Origin of the sequence: Lentiprolixibacter aurantiacus (assembly GCF_026241225.1) — a bacterium.
Classification (GTDB): Bacteria; Bacteroidota; Bacteroidia; order Flavobacteriales; family Flavobacteriaceae; genus Lentiprolixibacter; species Lentiprolixibacter aurantiacus.
Genome location: NZ_JAPFQP010000002.1, coordinates 53,571 through 72,810, shown reverse-complemented (window position 1 = coordinate 72,810; position 19,240 = coordinate 53,571). Strand labels below are relative to the sequence as shown.

Genomic DNA, 19,240 nt, shown 5'->3' with positions numbered 1-19,240 from the left:
TTAATTTCCCTTCCTGTAATCTGCCAGAAATTTTTCCAGACCTATATCAGTAAGTGGGTGTTTGAGTAAGCCATCTATGGCAGAAAGAGGACCCGTCATTACATCTGCACCTAACTTTGCACAATCAATAATGTGCATGGTATGCCTAATTGAAGCAGCGAGGATTTCGGTTTCAAAGGCATAGTTATCATAGATCTGGCGAATCTCCGCAATCAGGTTCAGTCCATCCGAACTCACGTCGTCCAACCGACCAATAAAGGGGGATACATAGTTAGCTCCTGCCTTGGCGGCAAGCAAGGCCTGCCCGGCTGAAAAAACCAGGGTGCAATTGGTGCGTATGCTATGGTCTGAAAAGTATTTCAGGGCTTTGACACCGTCCCGGATCATCGGAACCTTTACTACGATCTGCTCGTGCAAATCGGCCAGCTCCTCACCTTCCTTGATCATTCCCTCAAAATCTGTGGCGATTACTTCTGCAGAAACATCTCCCTCCACAATATTACATATGTCCACATAGTGTTTGAGGATATTATTCCGGCCGGTTATTCCCTCTTTGGCCATTAAAGAAGGGTTGGTAGTTACTCCATCCAGCACACCCAATTGCTGGGCCTCGCGGATTTGATCCAAGTTAGCGGTGTCGATGAAAAATTTCATTTGAGAAGAATTAATTGAGTAGTATAATTTCTTTTATTCAGGATGCCGCAAAACTACAACTTATAATGCTTTTTCAGCATGCCTTCATAGACTTTATCCGGCAAAATCTTTTTCAGGAATACAGAGAACTTTTGTAGCGGGGTGCCCACGCGGTAGTGAACTTTAGGATTATGGCTTTTTATGATAGTATATGTTTTTTCGGCAACCTTAATGGGATCCTGCCCGCTATCCACATGGGCATTCATCAGATCAAGCGAATTCTGATAGACCTCCTGATAGGGCGATCCTTCTTTCACAGGGGCATGGTACCTGCCGCTGGCAATATTTGTGGCGAAATCCCCGGGAGCCAGGTTGGTAATCCTTATGTCAAAACCCTGTGTCTCCATTCTCAGGGCTTCGGTAACGAGTTCCAGAGCCCCCTTGCTTGCTGAGTACACACCCCGGAAGGGAAGTCCCATATACCCCGCTATGGAAGTGATATTGATAATAAGTCCCTTGCCTTGTTCACGCATATGAGGAAGTACTTCCTTGATCATGCGTATAGGACCGTGAAAATTAGTTTCAAAGGCCTTTAATATCTCATCGTATGGTGTTTCTTCAATAGGGCCTGTAATACCCACACCGGCATTATTGACAAGGATATTCAGTTGCCCTTCCCTGCCAACCACCTCCTTCACAGCGTCGCGTACCTGTTCTGCACTATTTACGTCGAGCTTTATAAGCCTGAAAGGACCAAAATCCGGGTATTTGGAAACATCACGGGTGGTTCCGTAAACCGCATAGCCCTTTTTGTGTAGGTACTCGGCAATGGCCCTGCCGATTCCCGAGGAAGCACCTGTCACTAATACCACTTCTTTTGCCATAGTAATTGCAAATATAAGAGGACTGAAATTAATAATGGCCTGCCTTAAACCATGGTACCTTTGAAAATACATCCACCTGATTTGCTTGACTTTAAGGCACAAAAAAAAGGCAAGCTACCTACGTCGCACCGCTACAACCGCATACCCTTGCTGTGTTCCCACCCTGGGGGATTCTGCAGGAGCTGGTCGCGTAGGACTTGCCTAGCTGCAAATATACGACCTTTTAAATTTGGGGCAATCAATATACATATGTAATTTTGAGCTGTTGGTGGAAATACCACCTTCAACAACGGCCAAGTCTAAAAGTACTTTATCAATTTTTTTGATCTACTTAAAATTTCTATGAGCCCCCTGAAATATCTTATCGGTACCATTGTACTATTGTTCCTTGCTTGCGGTGGGGAGAAGGATCCAGCCAAACGTTTTCAAGTTCAGTTCGATGCCCAGTCGAATGCCCTGAAACGAAACGATACTGTACAAATCACAGTAAAGGACAGGGATGGAAATGCTGTTGAAGGAGTTTCCTATTCCCTGAACGGGAAATCCCTTGATAAATACGAGGATCATCTGATTTTCAATCTGCCTTCACTTGGCAATCAGGAACTGGAAGTTAGTTTTGATCTGGAGGGCAAGCCCGTGGTCATAAAGAAAAATATCCGCATCCTTGCCGAAGAGGCACCCAGCCTCTACACCTATGAGGTTGTAAACGAATATCCCCATGACATCAGGGCCTTTACCCAGGGCCTGGAATTCTATCAGGACACCCTTTATGAAAGCACGGGCAGGAAGGGTACCTCCTATATACGAAAAGTAGATTATAAGACGGGGGAAATCCTGCAGCAAACCGCCCTGGAAAACAGCTATTTTGGCGAAGGGATCACCATAATGAGGAATACGGCATACCAGTTGAGCTGGCAGAGCAGGACAGGTTTTCTTTACGACAGGGGGAGCCTAAAGGAAAAAGGGAAGTTCCAGTATGGCCATAGCAGGGAAGGCTGGGGATTGTGCAACGACGGGAATATCATTTATAAAAGTGATGGTACTGAGAAAATCTGGAAGTTAAATCCGGAAACCCTGGAGGAAGAAGGCTTTATTCAGATTGTAACTAATAAATCAGTGTTCAACAAGGCCAACGAACTGGAATATGTAGATGGGAAGATCTACGCCAATGTTTGGCAGAAAGAGAGTATGATGATCATTGATGCCGAAAGCGGCGCTATTGAAGGGGTTATAAATTTTGGCGGACTAAAAGAACGTGTGAAACAGCACCGCGACCTGGATGTCCTCAACGGTGTTGCTTACCATCCTGAAAGGAAGACCTTTTTTGTAACAGGCAAAAATTGGGATAAGCTCTTTGAGGTCAGGATTAAGCTAAAAGAATAATGGAGTATCATCAAAAGACCATACGGGTAAAGCAGGACGATCTGGATGACCTGCAGCATGTAAACAATGTGAGATACCTGGAATGGATACAGGACATTTCCAAAGAACACTGGATGTTAAAAGCCCCGGAAAGTATTAAAAAAGAGTTTGTCTGGGTAGTATTATCCCATCATATTGTTTACCGAAAGGCAGCCTTTCTAGGGGAAGAACTATTAATCAAAACCCATGTGGCACAGAATAGTGGCGTAACATCCAAAAGGATTGTGGAAATTACACATCCTGAGCGGGGACTCCTCGTGCGTTCCGAAACCGACTGGTGCCTGCTGAATGGCAGCACCCTGAAACCTATGCGCATCCCGAATAGCATCAAGAGCCTCTTTACTGGAGAAAATAAATAAGTCCACATGTCCAGAAATATGGCAGCTTTGTTTAGTCTCATTTGCATCCTGGGGCTCTCCTGCAGGAAGGACTTTGATTTTGAGCGCAGCCAGGGGCAACTTCTGTTTTCAAAGGATACCGTATTTCTGGACACCGTATTTACCGGGATAAGCAGCAGCACTTATACCCTGAAAGTATACAATCCAACTGATAGTGATCTTCGCATCCCTTTTGTAGGACTTCTGGATGGGGAAAACAGCGGATATCGACTCAATGTAGATGGCCTTCCTGGAAAGGAGTTTGAAAACGTGCCCATTCTTGCCCGGGACAGCCTTTATGTGTTTATAGAAACTACCCTGGATATAAGTGATTTTAACCAAAATCAATTTCTCTATACTGATATACTGCGCTTTGGTTCAGGGAACAGTTCCCAGGATGTTCCACTGGTTACTTTAATAAGGGATGCTGTATTCCTATACCCGGCCACCCTTGCTGATGGTTCCAAGGAAACCATATCCATAGGACTTAACCCGGACGGTTCTGATATATCGGTTCAGGGATTTTATTTACAACCGCAACAGCTGAATTTTACCAGTGACAAGCCCTATGTTGTCTACGGTTACGCTGCTGTCCCTGTCGGGGAAACACTCAATATGGCCGCTGGCAGCAGGGTTCATTTTCACAAAGAATCTGGACTCTGGGTTGGCCCGGGCGCTTCCCTTGAGGTAAACGGTGCATTAAGTACGGATCCCATTGGCCTGGAAAATGAAGTGATCTTTGAGGGAGACCGACTGGAACCGGAGTTCTCCGATGTTCCCGGACAGTGGGGGAGCATCTGGCTTGCACCGGGAAGCGTTAACAATACCGTGAGTCATTTAACTATTAAGAACGCCACTGTGGGCCTTCTGGCTGAGGGGGGAGCAGAAGCGACTCCCCCTACCCTGGAGATTTCCAATACGCAGATTTACAATAGTGCCCTGGTTAATTTATGGGGGCGAAATAGCAGTATCAATGGGAAAAATCTGGTTTCGGGTAACGCCGGTAATGCGAGTTTTTATGTGGACCTGGGAGGGAATTACCGCTTTGTTCACGCTACATTTGCCAATTACTGGAGTAATGGGCCCGGGACCGGAGCAGCTGTTCAACTGAATAATTTCCAAGAAAACAGCAGCACAGCATCAGGAGCAGATCTATCCAGGGCCTTTTTCGGCAATTGTATCGTGGCCGGTAATACCTCCAACGAGTTATTTTTCAACAATAATGGCGTTAATACCTTTAATTTCAATTTCGATCATTGTATCATACAATTCGGTAGCAATACCGAAGATCCCCTGTATGATTTTCAGGATACATCGCGATATATTAACATACAATTGAATGGTGATCCTGCATTTTTAAATATTGTAAATCAAGATTTTAGGCTTTCTCAGGATTCAGATGCAATTGGCAATGCCAATCCGTTTCTCGCCCAGGAGGTGATTCTGGACCTTTCCGGCAATGACCGGTCTGTTCAGCCCGATATTGGCGCCTGGCAATACCTGCCAGATGAATAATTCTTAATAACTATCCGCTCTTTTTTAAGGAATTTTCCTGCAAAAGTCTTAGTTTCCTTTGATTTATTATTAAAACCATAATAATTCTAAGGTTTTGCTATAGCCTTATTTTCAGGTGAATAGGTAATTTCATCATAATATTACAGGTTATGCCCTATACCTACTCCATAGTTGATGCCGAAGCATCCTCAAAACTGCAGTTGCAGCACTTCCTTGAGGACTATGGTGATTTTACCTGTATAGATGAAGCGCGCGACAGCCATTCCGGCTTAAATTCCATCATTAAATACCTCCCTGATATCGTATTTATAAACCTCAATGACAGGGCACATGAATACTTTCACATGGTGACGGAATTATATCAGTATATGAAAGAGCTCCCGATTTTCATTGCTGTATCGAAGTCTAAGGATTATGCCTATGATGCAATCAAATACAACTTCTTTGATTACTGGTTGCTTCCATTCAACGAGTTTGATATTCGCAAAACCGTAAGGCGGCTTCAGAAGCAAATCCCCCTGGAAGAGGCAAGCCCTACCCTATGCCTTAAATCGTACAACGACTACCAGTATCTCAATACAGACGACATACTCTTCCTTAAGGCCGACAATAATACTACGGACTTTCATATGAAAGATGGTAGTGTAATAAGCGCATATAAGACCTTGAAGACCTTTGAAACCCAGCTCCCAAAAAACTTCATCAGGGTACATCAGAGTTATATTCTTAACCGGAACTATGTTTCCCGTATTAATTTCGGGAAATCAATGTGCACACTTAAAACAGGAAAGAAGCAATTGCCCTTCTCCAGGTCTTACCGACCCAATATTGACGAATTGAAGAAAATTCTATCCCGAAATTCGATTTCCTCATCCAGGTAAATTCTTTTAAAATCAGGTCAGTTACTCACAAAACCCGGTCACCTACTAAATGACAGGCGTTTAGTGCAATACCCCTTGATCATCTTTAATAAGTTAGGGTAATAGAATTCCTAACAATAACTAAAAACCATTGAAGATGAGAAAAATTGCCAGCATTTTAGTAGTAGTTCTTTTTAGTATAGGGTTGGTTTCATGTGAAGCTGAAAGCACTGCAGAAGATCAGATATTATATGAAGTAGGTACGGATGGTGACGATATCCCGGTATCAGAAAGAGAAGGCACGGATGGCGATGATATCCCGGTATCAGAAAGGGAAGGTACAGACGGTGATGACATTCCCGTTTCGGAAAGAGAATGATAGTACTGTTAATTATCAAATAAAACCTGAACCGTATGACCGTTGGGCATACGGTTCATTTTTTATAAATTGGATGTATGTTGGAGGCTATTGAAAAACATCCCTTTCTGAAAATAGGCGTATATCTGTTAATCTTGGGCATAATAGCTTGTGGCGGAAATAGCACAAATAACGGAGATCAGAACAGCAATCAGGTTGCTGATAGTGTTACCCTCTGGCTGGAATACGGAAAAAACCCGGATTTACCTTCGGATTCCAGGCAGCGCTTCCTGAACAAAGCAACAGAGAACATTTCAGAAAACGCTCCAGACACCTTAAAAATCAATTATTATTCCCAGCTTTCATTGGCTTACCTGAGACTGGGAGATTCCCTCAGATTTCGAGAGAATAACCGGGAATTGCAAAACCTGGCCCAAGCCCTTGAAGATAAACGCGAGCTTGCCAATTCAAATTGGGACTTAGCAAATTTCTTTAGCAGTAAATCACTCAGAGATAGTGCGTTTTACTACTACTACAGCGCCCATTCCCTTTACAAGGAATTGGGTAACCTGAAGTATTCAGGAAGGCTGTTGTACAACATGGCAACAGAGCAACAAAAAGCAAGAGCCTATGTGGAAAGCGAGAAAACTACCTTTGAGGCTATTGAAATCCTGGAACCAATCAAGGACACTACCCATCTCTTTTTATGCTACAACAACCTGGGCAGCATAACAAAGGAGTTAAAGGAATATGACCGTTCCCTGGGGTTCTTTAAGAAGGCAGAAGAGTATTTGAATTTGATGGATGAGAATGACCGGATCAGATATAAGCGGTCTTTAGAAAACAATTTAGGAAATCTGTATAAAGAACAGGGAAAGTGGCAGGAAGCTATCCCCTATTTTGAAGCGGCTCTGGATTACGAAGGCCTGGAAACCAAACGCCCCCGGGCGTACGCTCAAACCCTTAATAATTTGGCAATCAGTCGATTCTTAAGCGGCGACACCATCAATGTCCTGGCCGATTTGAGCAAAGCTTATCGAATAAACCTGCTTGAGAATAATAACCAGGGGCTGTCCACTACAAGTTTCAACCTTGCCACTTATTACAACAAACTGGGCCGTACTGAAGAAGCCATCTTCCATGCACAGAATGCACTGGAACAAGCAGAACTGAGTTCCAACTACAAGCGCAAGCTGGAGTCCTTAAAATTATTGGGGAGTATTGCCCCGGATAAAGATCAGTACTTCAATGAATACGTCAGTCTTAGTGAACGATTGCAATCTGAAGAACGACAGATACGGGATAAATTTGCGCGTATTGAAAGGGAAACAGATGAAGCCCTGGCCGCTGCAGCAACACTTGCAAAAGAAAGGCAGTTGATCCTGGGAATAGCACTGGGGCTTATTCTCCTGGCTATTGCCGGACTTATTATCATTACCCAGCGGATCCGGGTACAGCGACTGCGTTTTGAGCAAGAGCAACAGGAAGCGAACCAGGAAATCTTTAACCTCATGCTTAGCCAGAAACAGAAGGTGGAGGAAGGAAAACAGTCTGAACAAAAACGGATTTCGGAAGAACTCCATGACGGAGTGCTGGGAGCATTAAACGGGATCCGAATGGTGTTGCTGGGCCTCAATGGTAAAAGTGACGACAATGCCATGGCCATGCGTAGTGATGCTATCGACAAGCTCAAGGACGTACAGGAGGAAATAAGGGCTATTTCACACGAACTGAATGATGCAGCCTACCAGAAATTCAACAATTTTATTGCATCTATTCAGGATTTGATCAGGGAAACAGAAGCCTCATCCGGACTTTCCATCGAACTTAACTACGATGAGGATCTGGAATGGGATGGGCTGAATGGTGAAATAAAGATCAACCTGTATCGCATTGTACAGGAGAGCATCCAAAATGTAGTTAAGCACGCCCATGCCAGCAAGGTTAAACTAGATCTTATCTTATGGGATAACATGTTGAAAATTACAATAAGTGATGATGGCCGTGGATTCAATACCAGAAAAATGAAGAAAGGCATAGGCCACAGGAACATAAAGTCGCGGGTTGAAAAGATAAATGGAAGCTGGAATATTGAAAGCAGTATTGGGAAAGGTGCCCATATAACTGTAATTTTACCATACGATACGGAAGCGCCTCAGGCGAACATGCTCGTAAATGTGGAAGGTGAATTACAGCAAATTAAAAAGGATTGACTATGAAAGTGATTAAGATTCTTGCCGTTGATGACCATGAAATGACTACACTGGGCTACAAGTTTATACTGGAGGACACTCAGTTTGAAGACTTCACGGTAAAGGTAGATACCGCCAAATCCTATAAAGAAGCACAGCAGAAGATAAAGGATTCTTTGCAATCCTTCCCCTATGATATCCTTCTTCTGGACATTCAGCTGGGTCCAAGTAGCGAGGGTACTGTTAAGACCGGGGAAGATTTGGGTATATGGGCACGCACAACCAGCCCGGACTCCATGATCGTGTTCATGTCTTCCTTTAGTGATAATTACAGGATCAACAGCATTATGCAAAGTGTTGATCCCGAAGGTTATATGGTAAAATCAGAGATAGACCAGCAATCCCTTCAGGCAATGGTCAAAACTGTTCTGAAAGCTCCACCCTATTACACACAGAAAGCACTGGCTGCCATACGCAAAAGGATGGCCAATGACCTGGCACTTGATGAAAACGATAAAAAGATATTATATCACCTTTCCATAGGTACCAAAACCAAGGATATGGTAAATTATATATCTCTGTCACTTCCGGGTATAGAAAACCGAAAACGCCACCTCAAGGCTATTTTTGGCGTGGAAAAGCAGAATGATCAGGCGCTGATCACCGAATCCCGTAACAGAGGGTTCATTTAGGAATTACCCTCTTTCAAGCATTTAAGCGGTAGTATTTTATCCCATATCCGGAAATAATCTTCATTTTATAGTTAAACCATAATTATTCTATGGTTTTCCTATAAACCCGAATGAAGTATTAAATCTAATTTTGATGTAGCGGAAGTCTCAACACCCTATATCTATGCAAAGAGAAGGCTTCAGAAAGAATCTTCGTATCCGTCTGGATGGCAATCCACCCATTTCCGGGCTGGATGATTTCAAACGTAACCTCGAAAAAGACTACTACTCCACTGCTTTGGTAAGAAGTTGCTCTCAAAGTGGAGACCGTGGTAATCTGGTCGTTGAAATGCACTGCCCCCTTGCCCTTAATGAACTACTATTTCATTTGCAAAACGGCCATTGGGGTACGGGAAATATGGATTACATCCATATTAATGGGGCTAATCCCCTAACCAAACGCGTTTGGCAGCTTCAGCAGCTTAATGAATGTCCTATTGAAATAGAAGAATTGGCTTTGGAGCTTAATGATGTTACCCTGATAATCAAAAAGATTTATCCCCATAGTGTTGAAATGGAGCTCGATCTCATTCTGGCAGCACTCACAGAACATCATACGCATTTTGCAAATGGCAAGGGTGAATCTCCCTATGAAATATACATCCCCGTAATAGAGGAGCAATTGATTCCAATACAACCCAAATTCTCTGAAACTATATCGAAGTATGCAGATCCCGTATATCTTCGGTACTGGGCTTTATACTTTGACTCAGAAGAAGATGCCGTAATCTATGATTTACGAAGCAGGTCTTTCATTTCAGGTGACCTCCACATGCTAAATCATTGATCTTGATAATGGAAAGCCGGTATATAGGGCTACTGGTTTTCCATTTTACGGCATTTTTACCAGTCAAATAAGGGCCTTTCTTTCATCATTGCATTGATCTCCGACCGGACCTGTTTGATAACCGATTCATCTTCCGGGCTGGTCAGTACCTTATCAATCCAGTCTACAATAGTAGCCATATCAGATTCCTTCAGTCCCCTTGTGGTGATTGCAGCAGTTCCGAAACGGATTCCCGAAGTAATAAAGGGCGACTTATCGTCAAAGGGTACCATGTTCTTATTGGCGGTAATGTCTGCAGATTCCAGTACACGCTCGGCATCCTTTCCTGTGATGTTCTTGTTTCGCAGATCAATGAGCATTACGTGGTTATCAGTCCCTCCGGAAATAATATGATAGTCCCTGGCCACAAACGCCTCAGCCATGGCTGTGGCATTTTTCTTTACCTGCCTCATATAGTCCATAAACCCATCAGTCAGTGCTTCCCCGAATGCAATGGCCTTTGCAGCGATTATGTGTTCCAGTGGACCTCCCTGATTTCCCGGAAAAACAGCCAGATTAATCAATGCAGACATCTTCCTGAGCTTGCCGCTTTTCAACCGGATCCCAAACGGATTGTCAAAATCCTCGCCCATGAGTATGAGCCCTCCTCTGGGCCCCCTCAACGTTTTGTGGGTTGTTGTAGTTACAAAATGGCAATGTGGTATGGGATCGCTCAACAAGCCTTTGGCAATCAAGCCAGCCGGATGCGCAATGTCTGCCAGCAAAAAGGCTCCTACTTTATCCGCGATTTCCCGAAAACGCTGGAAATCCATGTCCCGTGAATACGCAGAAGCACCGGCGATAATCATCCTTGGCTGTTCTTTGAGCGCGATAGCTTCTATCTTGTCGTAATCCAGTACTCCCGTATCCTTTTCTACCCCATAGAACACCGGATTGTATAGCTTACCTGAAAAATTCACAGGCGATCCGTGGGTAAGGTGCCCGCCATGAGCAAGGTCAAACCCCAATATCTTATCACCCGGCTGCAAACAGGCCATATATACGGCAGCATTCGCCTGAGAACCGGAATGGGGCTGCACGTTGGCGTAGGCCGCACCGAATAATTCCTTCGCCCGGTCTATAGCCAGTTGCTCCACCTGATCCACTACTTCGCACCCCCCGTAATAACGCTTGCCTGGATAGCCTTCGGCGTATTTGTTGGTCAGTACGGAACCGGCCGCTTCCCTAACCTGCGGACTGGTGAAATTTTCGGAGGCAATAAGTTCTATTCCATTGATTTGGCGTTGTTCTTCGGCCTTAATAAGATCAAATATCTGATGGTCTCGTTGCATGTAGTAAACTTGCTTTAAATGAGTTGTAAATGTACAAATTGCACCCGTTTAATACAGAGAAAATAATATCTTTGAGTCATTATTTATCAAACATAAATTAACAATACCTCCATGTCTATAACCGCAAATGATCCGTCCAAAAAATCCTGGATAAAGGTTCCTGAAAATTCTGATTTCCCTATTCAAAATATTCCCTTTGGAGTTTTTCTGACCAGGGATGATATTATTACCATAGGTACCCGGATTGGCGACTATGCCATTGACCTTGGGGCACTACACCAACTGGGTTATTTTGAGGGCATACCCCTAACGGATGATATCTTTCTCCAAAACAGCCTTAACGATTTTATTTCAGACGGAAAGAAGACCTGGAGACTGGTACGGAATCGCATCAGTGAGATCTTTGAAGTGGACAATCCCAAACTAAGGGACAATGAAGAACACCGAAGTATAGTACTTTTTACACTGGATGAGATTGAAATGCAACTACCTGTCCAAATCGGGGACTACACTGATTTTTATTCCAGTAAGGAGCATGCAACCAATATAGGATCCATGTTCAGGGATCCGGATAACGCACTATTGCCCAACTGGTTGCACATACCAGTGGGATATCACGGAAGGAGTTCCACTATTGTTCCCAGTGGTACGCGCATCCGCAGGCCAAAGGGACAAACCCTGCCCAAAGGCGCTGATAAACCGGAATTTGGCCCTTCTAAAATGGTCGACTTTGAATTGGAGATGGCTTTTATTACCACGGATGCCAATAAAATGGGTGAATCCATATCCGTAGCAGAAGCAGAGGAGTACATTTTCGGTCTGGTGCTCTTCAACGACTGGAGCGCCCGGGATATACAAAAATGGGAATACGTACCGCTTGGGCCCTTCCTGGCAAAGAATTTTGCCTCTTCAATTTCACCCTGGATAGTGACCCTAGACGCCCTTGAACCCTTTAGAACAGAGAGTCCCAAACAGGAACCGGCTCCACTCCCTTACCTGAAACAGGAAGGCAAAAGAAGTTTTGACATCCATTTGGAAGCGGCTATTGCCCCGAAGGACGGTACTCTTACCACGGTAGCCAGGTCTAACTTTAAATATATGTACTGGACCATGGCCCAGCAACTGGCACACCATACTATTAATGGTTGCCAGGTGAATAGTGGAGATATGATGGGAAGCGGTACAATATCTGGACCTACTCCGGACAGTTATGGTTCCATGCTGGAATTAGCCTGGCAGGGTACTAAACCAATAGCCCTTTCCAATGGCGAAACACGTACTTCAATTCAGGACTTTGACACGGTAATTATGCGTGGTTACTGCGAAAAAGCAGGCCTCCGGATCGGGTTTGGAGAGGTGAGCACCCAACTGCTGCCTGCTTTACCCTGATATTACCGACAATACAACATTTCAACGGACATATACGATAGTTTGTCCTTTTTCGTTATGGAAACAGTTGTTTTTGGCATAGCTATTGAATCATGCCTGAAAACCATAAATCTAAACATCATGAAAAAGACATTACTTTTAGGAACGTTTATGGTCCTGTTAATGGCTTGTGGCGGGGTGAAGAAAACCCAGGAAGCCCTGAATACTGGGAATTATACCCAGGCTATGCATAAGGCCATCAAGAATTTGTCAGAGAACAAGACAAAAAAAGGAAATCAGCCATATGTTCTGCTTCTGGAAGAGGCTTTTGCCAAATACACCCAGCGCGAATTGGAACATATATCCTTTTTACAGAAAGAAGGGAATCCTGCCAACTATGAATTCATCTTCAAGGGGTATAACCAGATAAAGGAAATGCAGGAGCGAATCCGTCCCCTTCTCCCCCTTTACATCCAGGACGAGAATCGGAATGCCAGTTTTAATTTCCGGAATTACGATAACGAAATACTTGTCGCCAAAGAGCAGCTATCCGAATATCTTTATGATAATGCTGCTACCTTGCTGGCCAATGGTAAATTCAAAACTGATTTCAGGCAGGCCTATGACGATTTCAATTACCTGCTGGAAATCAATCCGGGATATAGCGATGCACGGGATAAAATGGAGCAGGCATGGCAACTTGGGCAGGATTTTGTCAAAGTAAATGTCCTGAACGATACCGAACAGGTAATACCCCAAAGGCTTGAGGAAGAATTGCTGAACTTCAACACCTATGGACTAAATGATCTTTGGACGCAGTATCACACTACCCCTCTGAAAGACATCCGATACGATTATGAGATGCAGGTCGCTTTCCGGGATATCAGTATTTCACCGGAACAGGTAAGTGAGAAGCAGATCATCAAGGAAAGGCAGATCAAAGACGGATACAAATATCTATATGATGACGATGGCAATATTGTAAAAGACAGCCTGGGAAATGAGATAAAGGTAGATAAATTCAGAACCGTTAGATGTAACTTCTACCAGTTTACGCAGCACAAGGCCGCCATGGTCACCGGTACGGTTAGCTACATAGACCTGAATACCAGGCAACAGGTAAACAGCTACCCCTTATCCAGCGAGTTTATTTTTCAACATGTGTACGCCAATTACAATGGAGACAGACGTGCACTGGAAGATGATCTTATCGCTCTGGTTAATTTGAGAGCTGTTCCCTTCCCCAGCAACGAACAAATGGTATACGATGCAGGTGAAGACCTGAAAAACAGGTTAAAAGATATCCTGGTCAGACATCGATTCAATTAAAAGATAACCCGGCACTTGCCGGGTTTTTTTATTGATATTTTTCCAGGTCGAGGGAATCGATCTGCCAGTGGGAAGCGTGATCAACCACTGCACCATCCCGTATTATCAAGAGCTGAGGAGATTCATGCCGTACCTGAAACTGTGCGCCTATTTGCGCGGATAGATCGCGATTCTTCTGCACCACCAACAGGTGGAATGCAAATTGATCTTTAAAATTTTCCGCCCCTGCCTCAAATCGCCTTTTGGTCATACCGCTCACGCCACATGTCATAGAGTGTTTAAATATGAGCTGGGACTTATTATGTGAGTCTTCTATAAGGGACCTCAATTGATCACTGTCGGTTAATTCAAACCAGTTTACCGCCTCTTGCTGACTTCCATTTTCCTTTTTGGCGTTACCAAATACACTATCCCATATACTCATAGTACTTACTAATTCTGATTATTTAAGTTCTGCCGAAATGTCTTGCCAAATGGGCTTTGGAGCGACATTTTGTCGGTTTCAATAACTTGGTAAGGTTGTTGACCTTTTGGAAATAAAAGTCAAAGAAAGGAAAAAATCAGAAATAATGAACATCAATACATTTACAATAAAATCACAGGAAGCCATACAACAGGCACAGCAGATAGCCCAGGGATATGGCCACCAGCTAGTAGAGAATGAGCACCTGTTCAAAGCCATTGGGGAGGTGGATGAGAATGTAATGCCATTCTTGCTCAAAAAGCTCAATGTAAACACAGAGATCCTGGACAAGGTGCTGGATCAGGAACTGGAAAGGTTGCCCAAGGTTTCCGGAGCCGATATTATGTTTTCGCAGGCAGCCGGTAAAACACTAAATGAAGCCAATCTGATTGCCAAAAAAATGCAGGACGAATATGTATCCATTGAGCATTTGTTGCTGGCAATCTTTAAATCAAATAGCAAGATCAGCAGGATGCTGAAAGACCAGGGCGTAAATGAAAAGGATTTAAATACAGCCATACAGGAACTCCGTAAAGGAGGAAAGGTTACATCCCAGAGTGCAGAAGACACCTACAACTCCCTGAATAAATATGCCCGCAACCTGAATGACCTGGCAGATAAAGGCAAACTGGACCCCGTAATTGGAAGGGATGAAGAAATACGGAGGATTTTACAGATCCTGTCCAGACGCACCAAAAACAATCCTATGCTTGTGGGAGAACCCGGAACGGGTAAAACAGCCATTGCCGAGGGGCTGGCCCATAGAATCGTACAGGGCGATGTGCCTGAAAATCTCAAAAATAAGGTCATTTATTCCCTGGACATGGGGGCGCTCATAGCGGGTGCCAAATACAAGGGTGAGTTCGAAGAACGCCTAAAGTCCGTTATTAAGGAGGTAACAGGTTCTGATGGCGATATTGTCCTGTTCATTGACGAAATCCACACCCTGGTGGGAGCTGGAGGCGGACAGGGAGCAATGGATGCAGCCAATATCCTGAAACCTGCCCTGGCCCGCGGAGAATTGCGTGCCATTGGGGCAACCACCCTGGATGAATACCAAAAATATTTTGAAAAAGACAAAGCCCTGGAAAGGCGGTTCCAGAAAGTTACTGTGGATGAACCGGATACAGAAAGTGCCATTTCCATATTGCGGGGCCTGAAGGAGAAATACGAAGCACACCACAAAGTGCGGATTAAGGACGAAGCGGTTATAGCTGCAGTGGAACTTTCCCAGCGCTATATCACCAACAGGTTCCTGCCGGATAAGGCCATCGACCTGATGGATGAGGCAGCTTCCAAGCTAAGGATGGAAATCAATTCCAAACCGGAGGAACTGGATGTACTGGATCGAAAGATCATGCAGCTGGAAATTGAGATAGAAGCCATTAAAAGAGAGAATGACCAGGTAAAGCTCAAGGCGCTAAACATTGACCTGGCAAACCTTAAGGAGCAACGCAATGAGATCTTCGCCAAGTGGGAAAGTGAGAAATCTGTAGTGGATAACATCCAGAAGACCAAACAGGACATAGAGAACTATAAGCTGGAAGCTGAAAGGGCAGAAAGAAATGGCGATTATGGCAAAGTGGCCGAATTGCGCTACGGTAAGATCAAGGAAGCTCAGTCCAAACTGGATGTTCTTCAGGCAGAACTGGCGGAACAGCAGCAAGCCGGCACTCTGATCAAAGAAGAGGTTACCAGTGAAGATATTGCAGAAGTAGTGGCCAAATGGACGGGCATACCTGTCACCAAAATGATGCAAAGCGAGCGTGAAAAACTCTTGAAACTGGAAGAAGTCCTGCATAAGAGAGTAGTAGGTCAGGATGAAGCTATTGAAGCGGTATCCGACGCCATTCGTAGAAGCAGGGCTGGCCTGCAGGATGCCAGACGCCCCATAGGGTCTTTCCTCTTCCTGGGGACTACAGGTGTGGGCAAGACCGAATTGGCCAAGACGCTGGCGAGCTATCTATTTGATGATGAAAGCGCAATGACGCGCATAGACATGAGCGAATACCAGGAACGGCATTCGGTCAGCAGGCTGGTTGGGGCACCCCCCGGATATGTAGGTTATGATGAAGGTGGACAACTCACCGAAGCGGTAAGGAGAAAGCCCTATTCCGTAGTCCTGCTCGATGAAATTGAAAAGGCTCACCCGGATACATTCAATGTGCTTTTACAGGTTCTGGATGAAGGCCGGCTTACAGATAACAAAGGGCGTGTTGCCGATTTCAAGAACACCATAATTATCATGACCAGTAATATGGGAAGTCATCTGATACAGGAAGCTTTTGAAAACAGCAAAGACCTTCACAGTGCTACCGAAACTGCACGCATGGAAGTACTGGGCCTGCTTAAAAAGACGATCAGGCCTGAATTTCTCAACCGGATTGACGATATCATTATGTTTACCCCATTAAGTATGGAAGACATAAGGGAAATCGTGAAATTACAGTTGGAAAACCTCAAAAAAATGCTCGCCAAACAGCATATTGTAATTGATGCTACCAAGGAAGCAATCGAGTACCTGGCTAAAAAAGGTTTCGATCCTCAGTACGGGGCAAGACCAATTAAACGGGTAATCCAGAAAGAAGTACTCAATGTGCTCTCCAAAGAGTTGCTCAGTGGAAATGTAAAAGCAGACAGTATCATTTTACTGGACAGTTTTGATGAAGGACTCGTGTTTCGCAACCAGGGCGAGCTTGTTGAATAAAAAAGTATCTTAAACAAGGATTTGGGGTGCCGGAGGCGAATAATTAGCAGCCGGCACCTTTTTTTTACTTAGTATACCATTCCGTATATAGTTTTTATATATTCGTATAAAATTGATCACCCTATGCCAACCAAAGCCGAAAGAACCACTGCTTTCATTATTGAGACTGTGGCACCGCTCTTTAACAAGCACGGCTATATTGGCACAAGCATGAGCGATCTTACAGACGCTACAGGTCTTACCAAAGGGGCTATTTACGGCAATTTCGAAAATAAGGAATCCCTTGCGCTATCAGCGTTCCAATACAGCAGCAATAAACTTCTTAACGTACTTGATGAAAAGCTGGATGTTCCTGGAGGAGCACTAGAAAAACTGGCTTCCCTTACTCATTTTTACAAGCATTATGACGAACTTATGAAGGAGCTGGGAGGATGCCCGGTATTGAGTGTAGGAGTAGACGCCCGGAACAACAATAAGCAGCTCGCTGCAGCCGCGCGTGAACTTGCCAAAACCATTGAAGGCAAAATTGCGTTGGTTCTGGAAAATGGAGTAAACCAAAGAGAAATTCGCTTACCTGTACCCCCTTTACAATTTGCCAAGCAACTCTACACCATGTTACAGGGTGCAATTGCGATGGCCACTATTTCCGGAGACAGGAAATACCTGTTAAATACTGTGGCCTACATGGAGGTTCTGATCAACAGGGAAATAAAGCACTAGTTATTCTCTTACCATCCGGAAGATCCACAGATCGCCTTTATAAGTTCCGTTTAACTGACTATCCCTGGCCTGCCTTGCTTCTTCCATGGTATTGAATTTCGCCAGGTAAACATAATTGTATTTTTTGCTTTCCCTGTAAAATGATTTAGGGCTTAAACCGCGTTGGTTAAGTGTTTTCATGAAGGCATCAAAATAGCGTTTAGTGCCAAAAACATTGGCAATAAGATAGTATCCAGGAGCAATTCCTATTTCGTTCACAACCTCTTCATACTTCTCCCCTTTTCGCGGAGCTACCGGTGTTTGTTTCCGGGCCGCATTCGCTCTCCTGACAGAGTCCTGCAATCGCTGCGTTTTCGCCTTTTGTTCATCAAGCTTCTTAGCTTCAGCAATCGAGTCCAGTTTCCTTTGTCTGTATTCCTGAGCCTGTCTTTCTTCTTGTATTTTCTGAGCAGCGGTAATGGAATCCTGCTCCTTTTTCAATTCCTTTTCCTTTTCCAGCTTGGCCATAGAAGCTTCCTCTTCAAGGCGTTGTTTTTCGTCTTCCTGTTCTTGCTGTTCTATTTCAGTTTCCAATATGGGTTCGTCTTTCTCCAACTCTCTTATCTCATCTTCTTCCGGCTTTCCTCGGGGCCCGAAATTAAAGGCGGTCACAAGTTCAAACGTGGGGTCCCTGTCCTGTAAATCATCCTGGGTTCCATATTCTATAAGGGCTCCCAGGGAAAATTTATTTGAAATACGAATTCCCAATCCTCCTGAAGCTCCATAAAAATTATTGAATCCTAATTGAGCCCAAAACTTTGGAGTTGTAAGCAGTGAGGTAATCCCTACCTGATTATCAAATCCCGGCAATGATTTAAAATATATAGTGTGTTGTAAATAACTCTCTCCGAATTGCTCAAACATCCGTATTGGCATTTGATATCCCAGGAATCCAAGGTAAATGTTACCTGCGTCGCCTGCCTCATTATTACCCGCATTAAAATTGAATTGCAGGAGGTTTTCCATAGTCATACCCAGGCTAACGGGACCATATTGAAACCTGACACCAGGGGCTACCTGGAGTATAAAAGCATCCAATTCCTCTGCATCTGGAAGGTTTGGATCATTCAGGAAACTATCATCAGCGAGTTCACGTTGATAACCAAAAACATTAAGTCCTGCTGCAAAACTGAATTCCGGAGCAAGCTGAGTAGTAAAGGCGTAATTCAAAACACCACCGCGATTCAGGAACAAGCCCGTATTATGTTGAAAAACACCGATTCCTCCCGCCATTGCATTATTGACCCTTCTGCTGTAGTTGAGTAAAAAGGTAGTTGGGTCTTCATCTACCAATTGCCATTGCCAGCGGCTCCAGAACGCCAGGGACTGCGGTTGGTTGCGGTCCAGTGAAAATACCGGACTAAACAGGCTGCTGTTGTATTCGGTAAGATTGTGCTGACGGAAATCCACAGGAAGCTCCGTGTCCTGGGCATTCGCCGCAAAGCCTGCTATCCATATCCCTAGCAATATGATGTATCGATGGCAGAACCCCAAATTTCGGACCCTCAACATACTTTTTTTAAT

General features: G+C 44.3%; 17 protein-coding genes and 1 other RNA gene. 12 read left to right on the top strand and 6 right to left on the bottom strand.

Going from position 1 to position 19,240, the window contains the following annotated elements:
* The 3 genes from fsa to ffs form a co-directional block, all read right to left on the bottom strand.
* Nucleotides 1-654 carry a fructose-6-phosphate aldolase gene (fsa, locus tag OO016_RS07385; RefSeq protein WP_266012062.1) on the bottom strand — a complete coding sequence of 218 codons (654 nt, stop codon included), beginning with the start codon at nt 652-654 and terminating at the stop codon, nt 1-3.
* A gap of 53 nt (nt 655-707) precedes the next feature.
* Nucleotides 708-1,517, bottom strand: a complete 810-nt coding sequence (locus tag OO016_RS07380; protein WP_266012059.1) for an SDR family oxidoreductase — start codon at nt 1,515-1,517, stop codon at nt 708-710.
* 104 nt (nt 1,518-1,621) lie between these two features.
* Nucleotides 1,622-1,720: signal recognition particle sRNA small type (gene ffs, locus OO016_RS07375), an RNA gene on the bottom strand.
* 139 nt (nt 1,721-1,859) lie between these two features.
* Between ffs and OO016_RS07370 the strand changes: the two genes are divergently transcribed.
* From OO016_RS07370 to OO016_RS07335, 8 genes are all read left to right on the top strand, one after another.
* On the top strand, nt 1,860-2,900 hold the full coding sequence (locus OO016_RS07370; protein WP_266012057.1) for a glutaminyl-peptide cyclotransferase: 1,041 nt from the start codon (nt 1,860-1,862) through the stop codon (nt 2,898-2,900).
* Nucleotides 2,900-3,298: an acyl-CoA thioesterase gene (locus tag OO016_RS07365; protein WP_266012055.1), complete on the top strand. Its 399-nt coding sequence runs from the start codon at nt 2,900-2,902 to the stop codon at nt 3,296-3,298. Before OO016_RS07370 ends, OO016_RS07365 begins: the two co-directional genes overlap by 1 nt.
* 6 nt (nt 3,299-3,304) lie before the next feature.
* On the top strand, nt 3,305-4,831 hold the full coding sequence (locus tag OO016_RS07360; RefSeq protein ID WP_266012053.1) for a hypothetical protein: 1,527 nt from the start codon (nt 3,305-3,307) through the stop codon (nt 4,829-4,831).
* Nucleotides 4,832-4,980: 149 nt separating this feature from the next.
* A complete protein-coding gene (locus OO016_RS07355; RefSeq protein WP_266012051.1) occupies nt 4,981-5,712 on the top strand; it encodes a LytR/AlgR family response regulator transcription factor in 732 nt (243 codons plus the stop codon).
* A gap of 136 nt (nt 5,713-5,848) precedes the next feature.
* Nucleotides 5,849-6,070 carry a hypothetical protein gene (locus OO016_RS07350; protein WP_266012049.1) on the top strand — a complete coding sequence of 74 codons (222 nt, stop codon included), beginning with the start codon at nt 5,849-5,851 and terminating at the stop codon, nt 6,068-6,070.
* Between the two features lie 77 nt (nt 6,071-6,147).
* The gene (locus OO016_RS07345; RefSeq protein ID WP_266012048.1) at nt 6,148-8,262 is read left to right on the top strand and encodes an ATP-binding protein; all 2,115 of its coding nucleotides are present in this window, start codon (nt 6,148-6,150) and stop codon (nt 8,260-8,262) included.
* A 2-nt stretch (nt 8,263-8,264) separates the two neighbouring features.
* The gene (locus OO016_RS07340; protein ID WP_266012047.1) at nt 8,265-8,933 is read left to right on the top strand and encodes a response regulator; all 669 of its coding nucleotides are present in this window, start codon (nt 8,265-8,267) and stop codon (nt 8,931-8,933) included.
* 163 nt (nt 8,934-9,096) lie between these two features.
* Nucleotides 9,097-9,759, top strand: a complete 663-nt coding sequence (locus OO016_RS07335; RefSeq protein ID WP_266012046.1) for a hypothetical protein — start codon at nt 9,097-9,099, stop codon at nt 9,757-9,759.
* Between the two features lie 56 nt (nt 9,760-9,815).
* On the opposite strand, the gene glyA is transcribed toward OO016_RS07335, so the two are convergent.
* On the bottom strand, nt 9,816-11,090 hold the full coding sequence (gene glyA, locus OO016_RS07330; RefSeq protein ID WP_266012045.1) for a serine hydroxymethyltransferase: 1,275 nt from the start codon (nt 11,088-11,090) through the stop codon (nt 9,816-9,818).
* A gap of 111 nt (nt 11,091-11,201) precedes the next feature.
* Between glyA and fahA the strand changes: the two genes are divergently transcribed.
* Together fahA and OO016_RS07320 are read left to right on the top strand one after the other, a co-directional pair.
* Nucleotides 11,202-12,479, top strand: coding sequence for a fumarylacetoacetase (gene fahA, locus OO016_RS07325; RefSeq protein ID WP_266012043.1), 1,278 nt, complete (start codon nt 11,202-11,204; stop codon nt 12,477-12,479).
* A 120-nt stretch (nt 12,480-12,599) separates the two neighbouring features.
* Entirely contained in the window at nt 12,600-13,787 is a 1,188-nt protein-coding gene (locus OO016_RS07320; protein ID WP_266012041.1) for a hypothetical protein, read from the top strand.
* Nucleotides 13,788-13,815: 28 nt separating this feature from the next.
* Here the strand turns inward: OO016_RS07320 and ytxJ are convergent, their stop codons facing one another.
* Nucleotides 13,816-14,211 (bottom strand): bacillithiol system redox-active protein YtxJ, encoded by a 396-nt coding sequence (gene ytxJ / locus OO016_RS07315; protein ID WP_266012040.1) that lies wholly within the window; start codon nt 14,209-14,211, stop codon nt 13,816-13,818.
* 145 nt (nt 14,212-14,356) lie between these two features.
* Here ytxJ and clpB point away from each other — a divergent pair, with 145 nt between their 5' ends.
* Both clpB and OO016_RS07305 read left to right on the top strand, forming a co-directional pair.
* Nucleotides 14,357-16,957, top strand: coding sequence for an ATP-dependent chaperone ClpB (gene clpB, locus OO016_RS07310; RefSeq protein WP_266012039.1), 2,601 nt, complete (start codon nt 14,357-14,359; stop codon nt 16,955-16,957).
* Nucleotides 16,958-17,080: 123 nt separating this feature from the next.
* Nucleotides 17,081-17,677 carry a TetR/AcrR family transcriptional regulator gene (locus OO016_RS07305; protein WP_266012038.1) on the top strand — a complete coding sequence of 199 codons (597 nt, stop codon included), beginning with the start codon at nt 17,081-17,083 and terminating at the stop codon, nt 17,675-17,677.
* Here OO016_RS07305 and OO016_RS07300 read toward each other — a convergent pair whose 3' ends face one another.
* Nucleotides 17,678-19,228 carry a PorP/SprF family type IX secretion system membrane protein gene (locus tag OO016_RS07300; protein WP_266012037.1) on the bottom strand — a complete coding sequence of 517 codons (1,551 nt, stop codon included), beginning with the start codon at nt 19,226-19,228 and terminating at the stop codon, nt 17,678-17,680.
* Between the last annotated feature and the right edge of the window lie 12 nt (nt 19,229-19,240).

What these genes read in the sequence shown, in the direction of transcription:
- fsa (WP_266012062.1), bottom strand. Translation starts at nt 654, where the DNA reads ATGAAATTTTTCATCGACACCGCTAACTTGGATCAAATCCGCGAGGCC.
- OO016_RS07380 (WP_266012059.1), bottom strand. Translation starts at nt 1,517, where the DNA reads ATGGCAAAAGAAGTGGTATTAGTGACAGGTGCTTCCTCGGGAATCGGC.
- OO016_RS07370 (WP_266012057.1), top strand. Translation starts at nt 1,860, where the DNA reads ATGAGCCCCCTGAAATATCTTATCGGTACCATTGTACTATTGTTCCTT.
- OO016_RS07365 (WP_266012055.1), top strand. Translation starts at nt 2,900, where the DNA reads ATGGAGTATCATCAAAAGACCATACGGGTAAAGCAGGACGATCTGGAT.
- OO016_RS07360 (WP_266012053.1), top strand. Translation starts at nt 3,305, where the DNA reads ATGTCCAGAAATATGGCAGCTTTGTTTAGTCTCATTTGCATCCTGGGG.
- OO016_RS07355 (WP_266012051.1), top strand. Translation starts at nt 4,981, where the DNA reads ATGCCCTATACCTACTCCATAGTTGATGCCGAAGCATCCTCAAAACTG.
- OO016_RS07350 (WP_266012049.1), top strand. Translation starts at nt 5,849, where the DNA reads ATGAGAAAAATTGCCAGCATTTTAGTAGTAGTTCTTTTTAGTATAGGG.
- OO016_RS07345 (WP_266012048.1), top strand. Translation starts at nt 6,148, where the DNA reads ATGTTGGAGGCTATTGAAAAACATCCCTTTCTGAAAATAGGCGTATAT.
- OO016_RS07340 (WP_266012047.1), top strand. Translation starts at nt 8,265, where the DNA reads ATGAAAGTGATTAAGATTCTTGCCGTTGATGACCATGAAATGACTACA.
- OO016_RS07335 (WP_266012046.1), top strand. Translation starts at nt 9,097, where the DNA reads ATGCAAAGAGAAGGCTTCAGAAAGAATCTTCGTATCCGTCTGGATGGC.
- glyA (WP_266012045.1), bottom strand. Translation starts at nt 11,090, where the DNA reads ATGCAACGAGACCATCAGATATTTGATCTTATTAAGGCCGAAGAACAA.
- fahA (WP_266012043.1), top strand. Translation starts at nt 11,202, where the DNA reads ATGTCTATAACCGCAAATGATCCGTCCAAAAAATCCTGGATAAAGGTT.
- OO016_RS07320 (WP_266012041.1), top strand. Translation starts at nt 12,600, where the DNA reads ATGAAAAAGACATTACTTTTAGGAACGTTTATGGTCCTGTTAATGGCT.
- ytxJ (WP_266012040.1), bottom strand. Translation starts at nt 14,211, where the DNA reads ATGAGTATATGGGATAGTGTATTTGGTAACGCCAAAAAGGAAAATGGA.
- clpB (WP_266012039.1), top strand. Translation starts at nt 14,357, where the DNA reads ATGAACATCAATACATTTACAATAAAATCACAGGAAGCCATACAACAG.
- OO016_RS07305 (WP_266012038.1), top strand. Translation starts at nt 17,081, where the DNA reads ATGCCAACCAAAGCCGAAAGAACCACTGCTTTCATTATTGAGACTGTG.
- OO016_RS07300 (WP_266012037.1), bottom strand. Translation starts at nt 19,228, where the DNA reads ATGTTGAGGGTCCGAAATTTGGGGTTCTGCCATCGATACATCATATTG.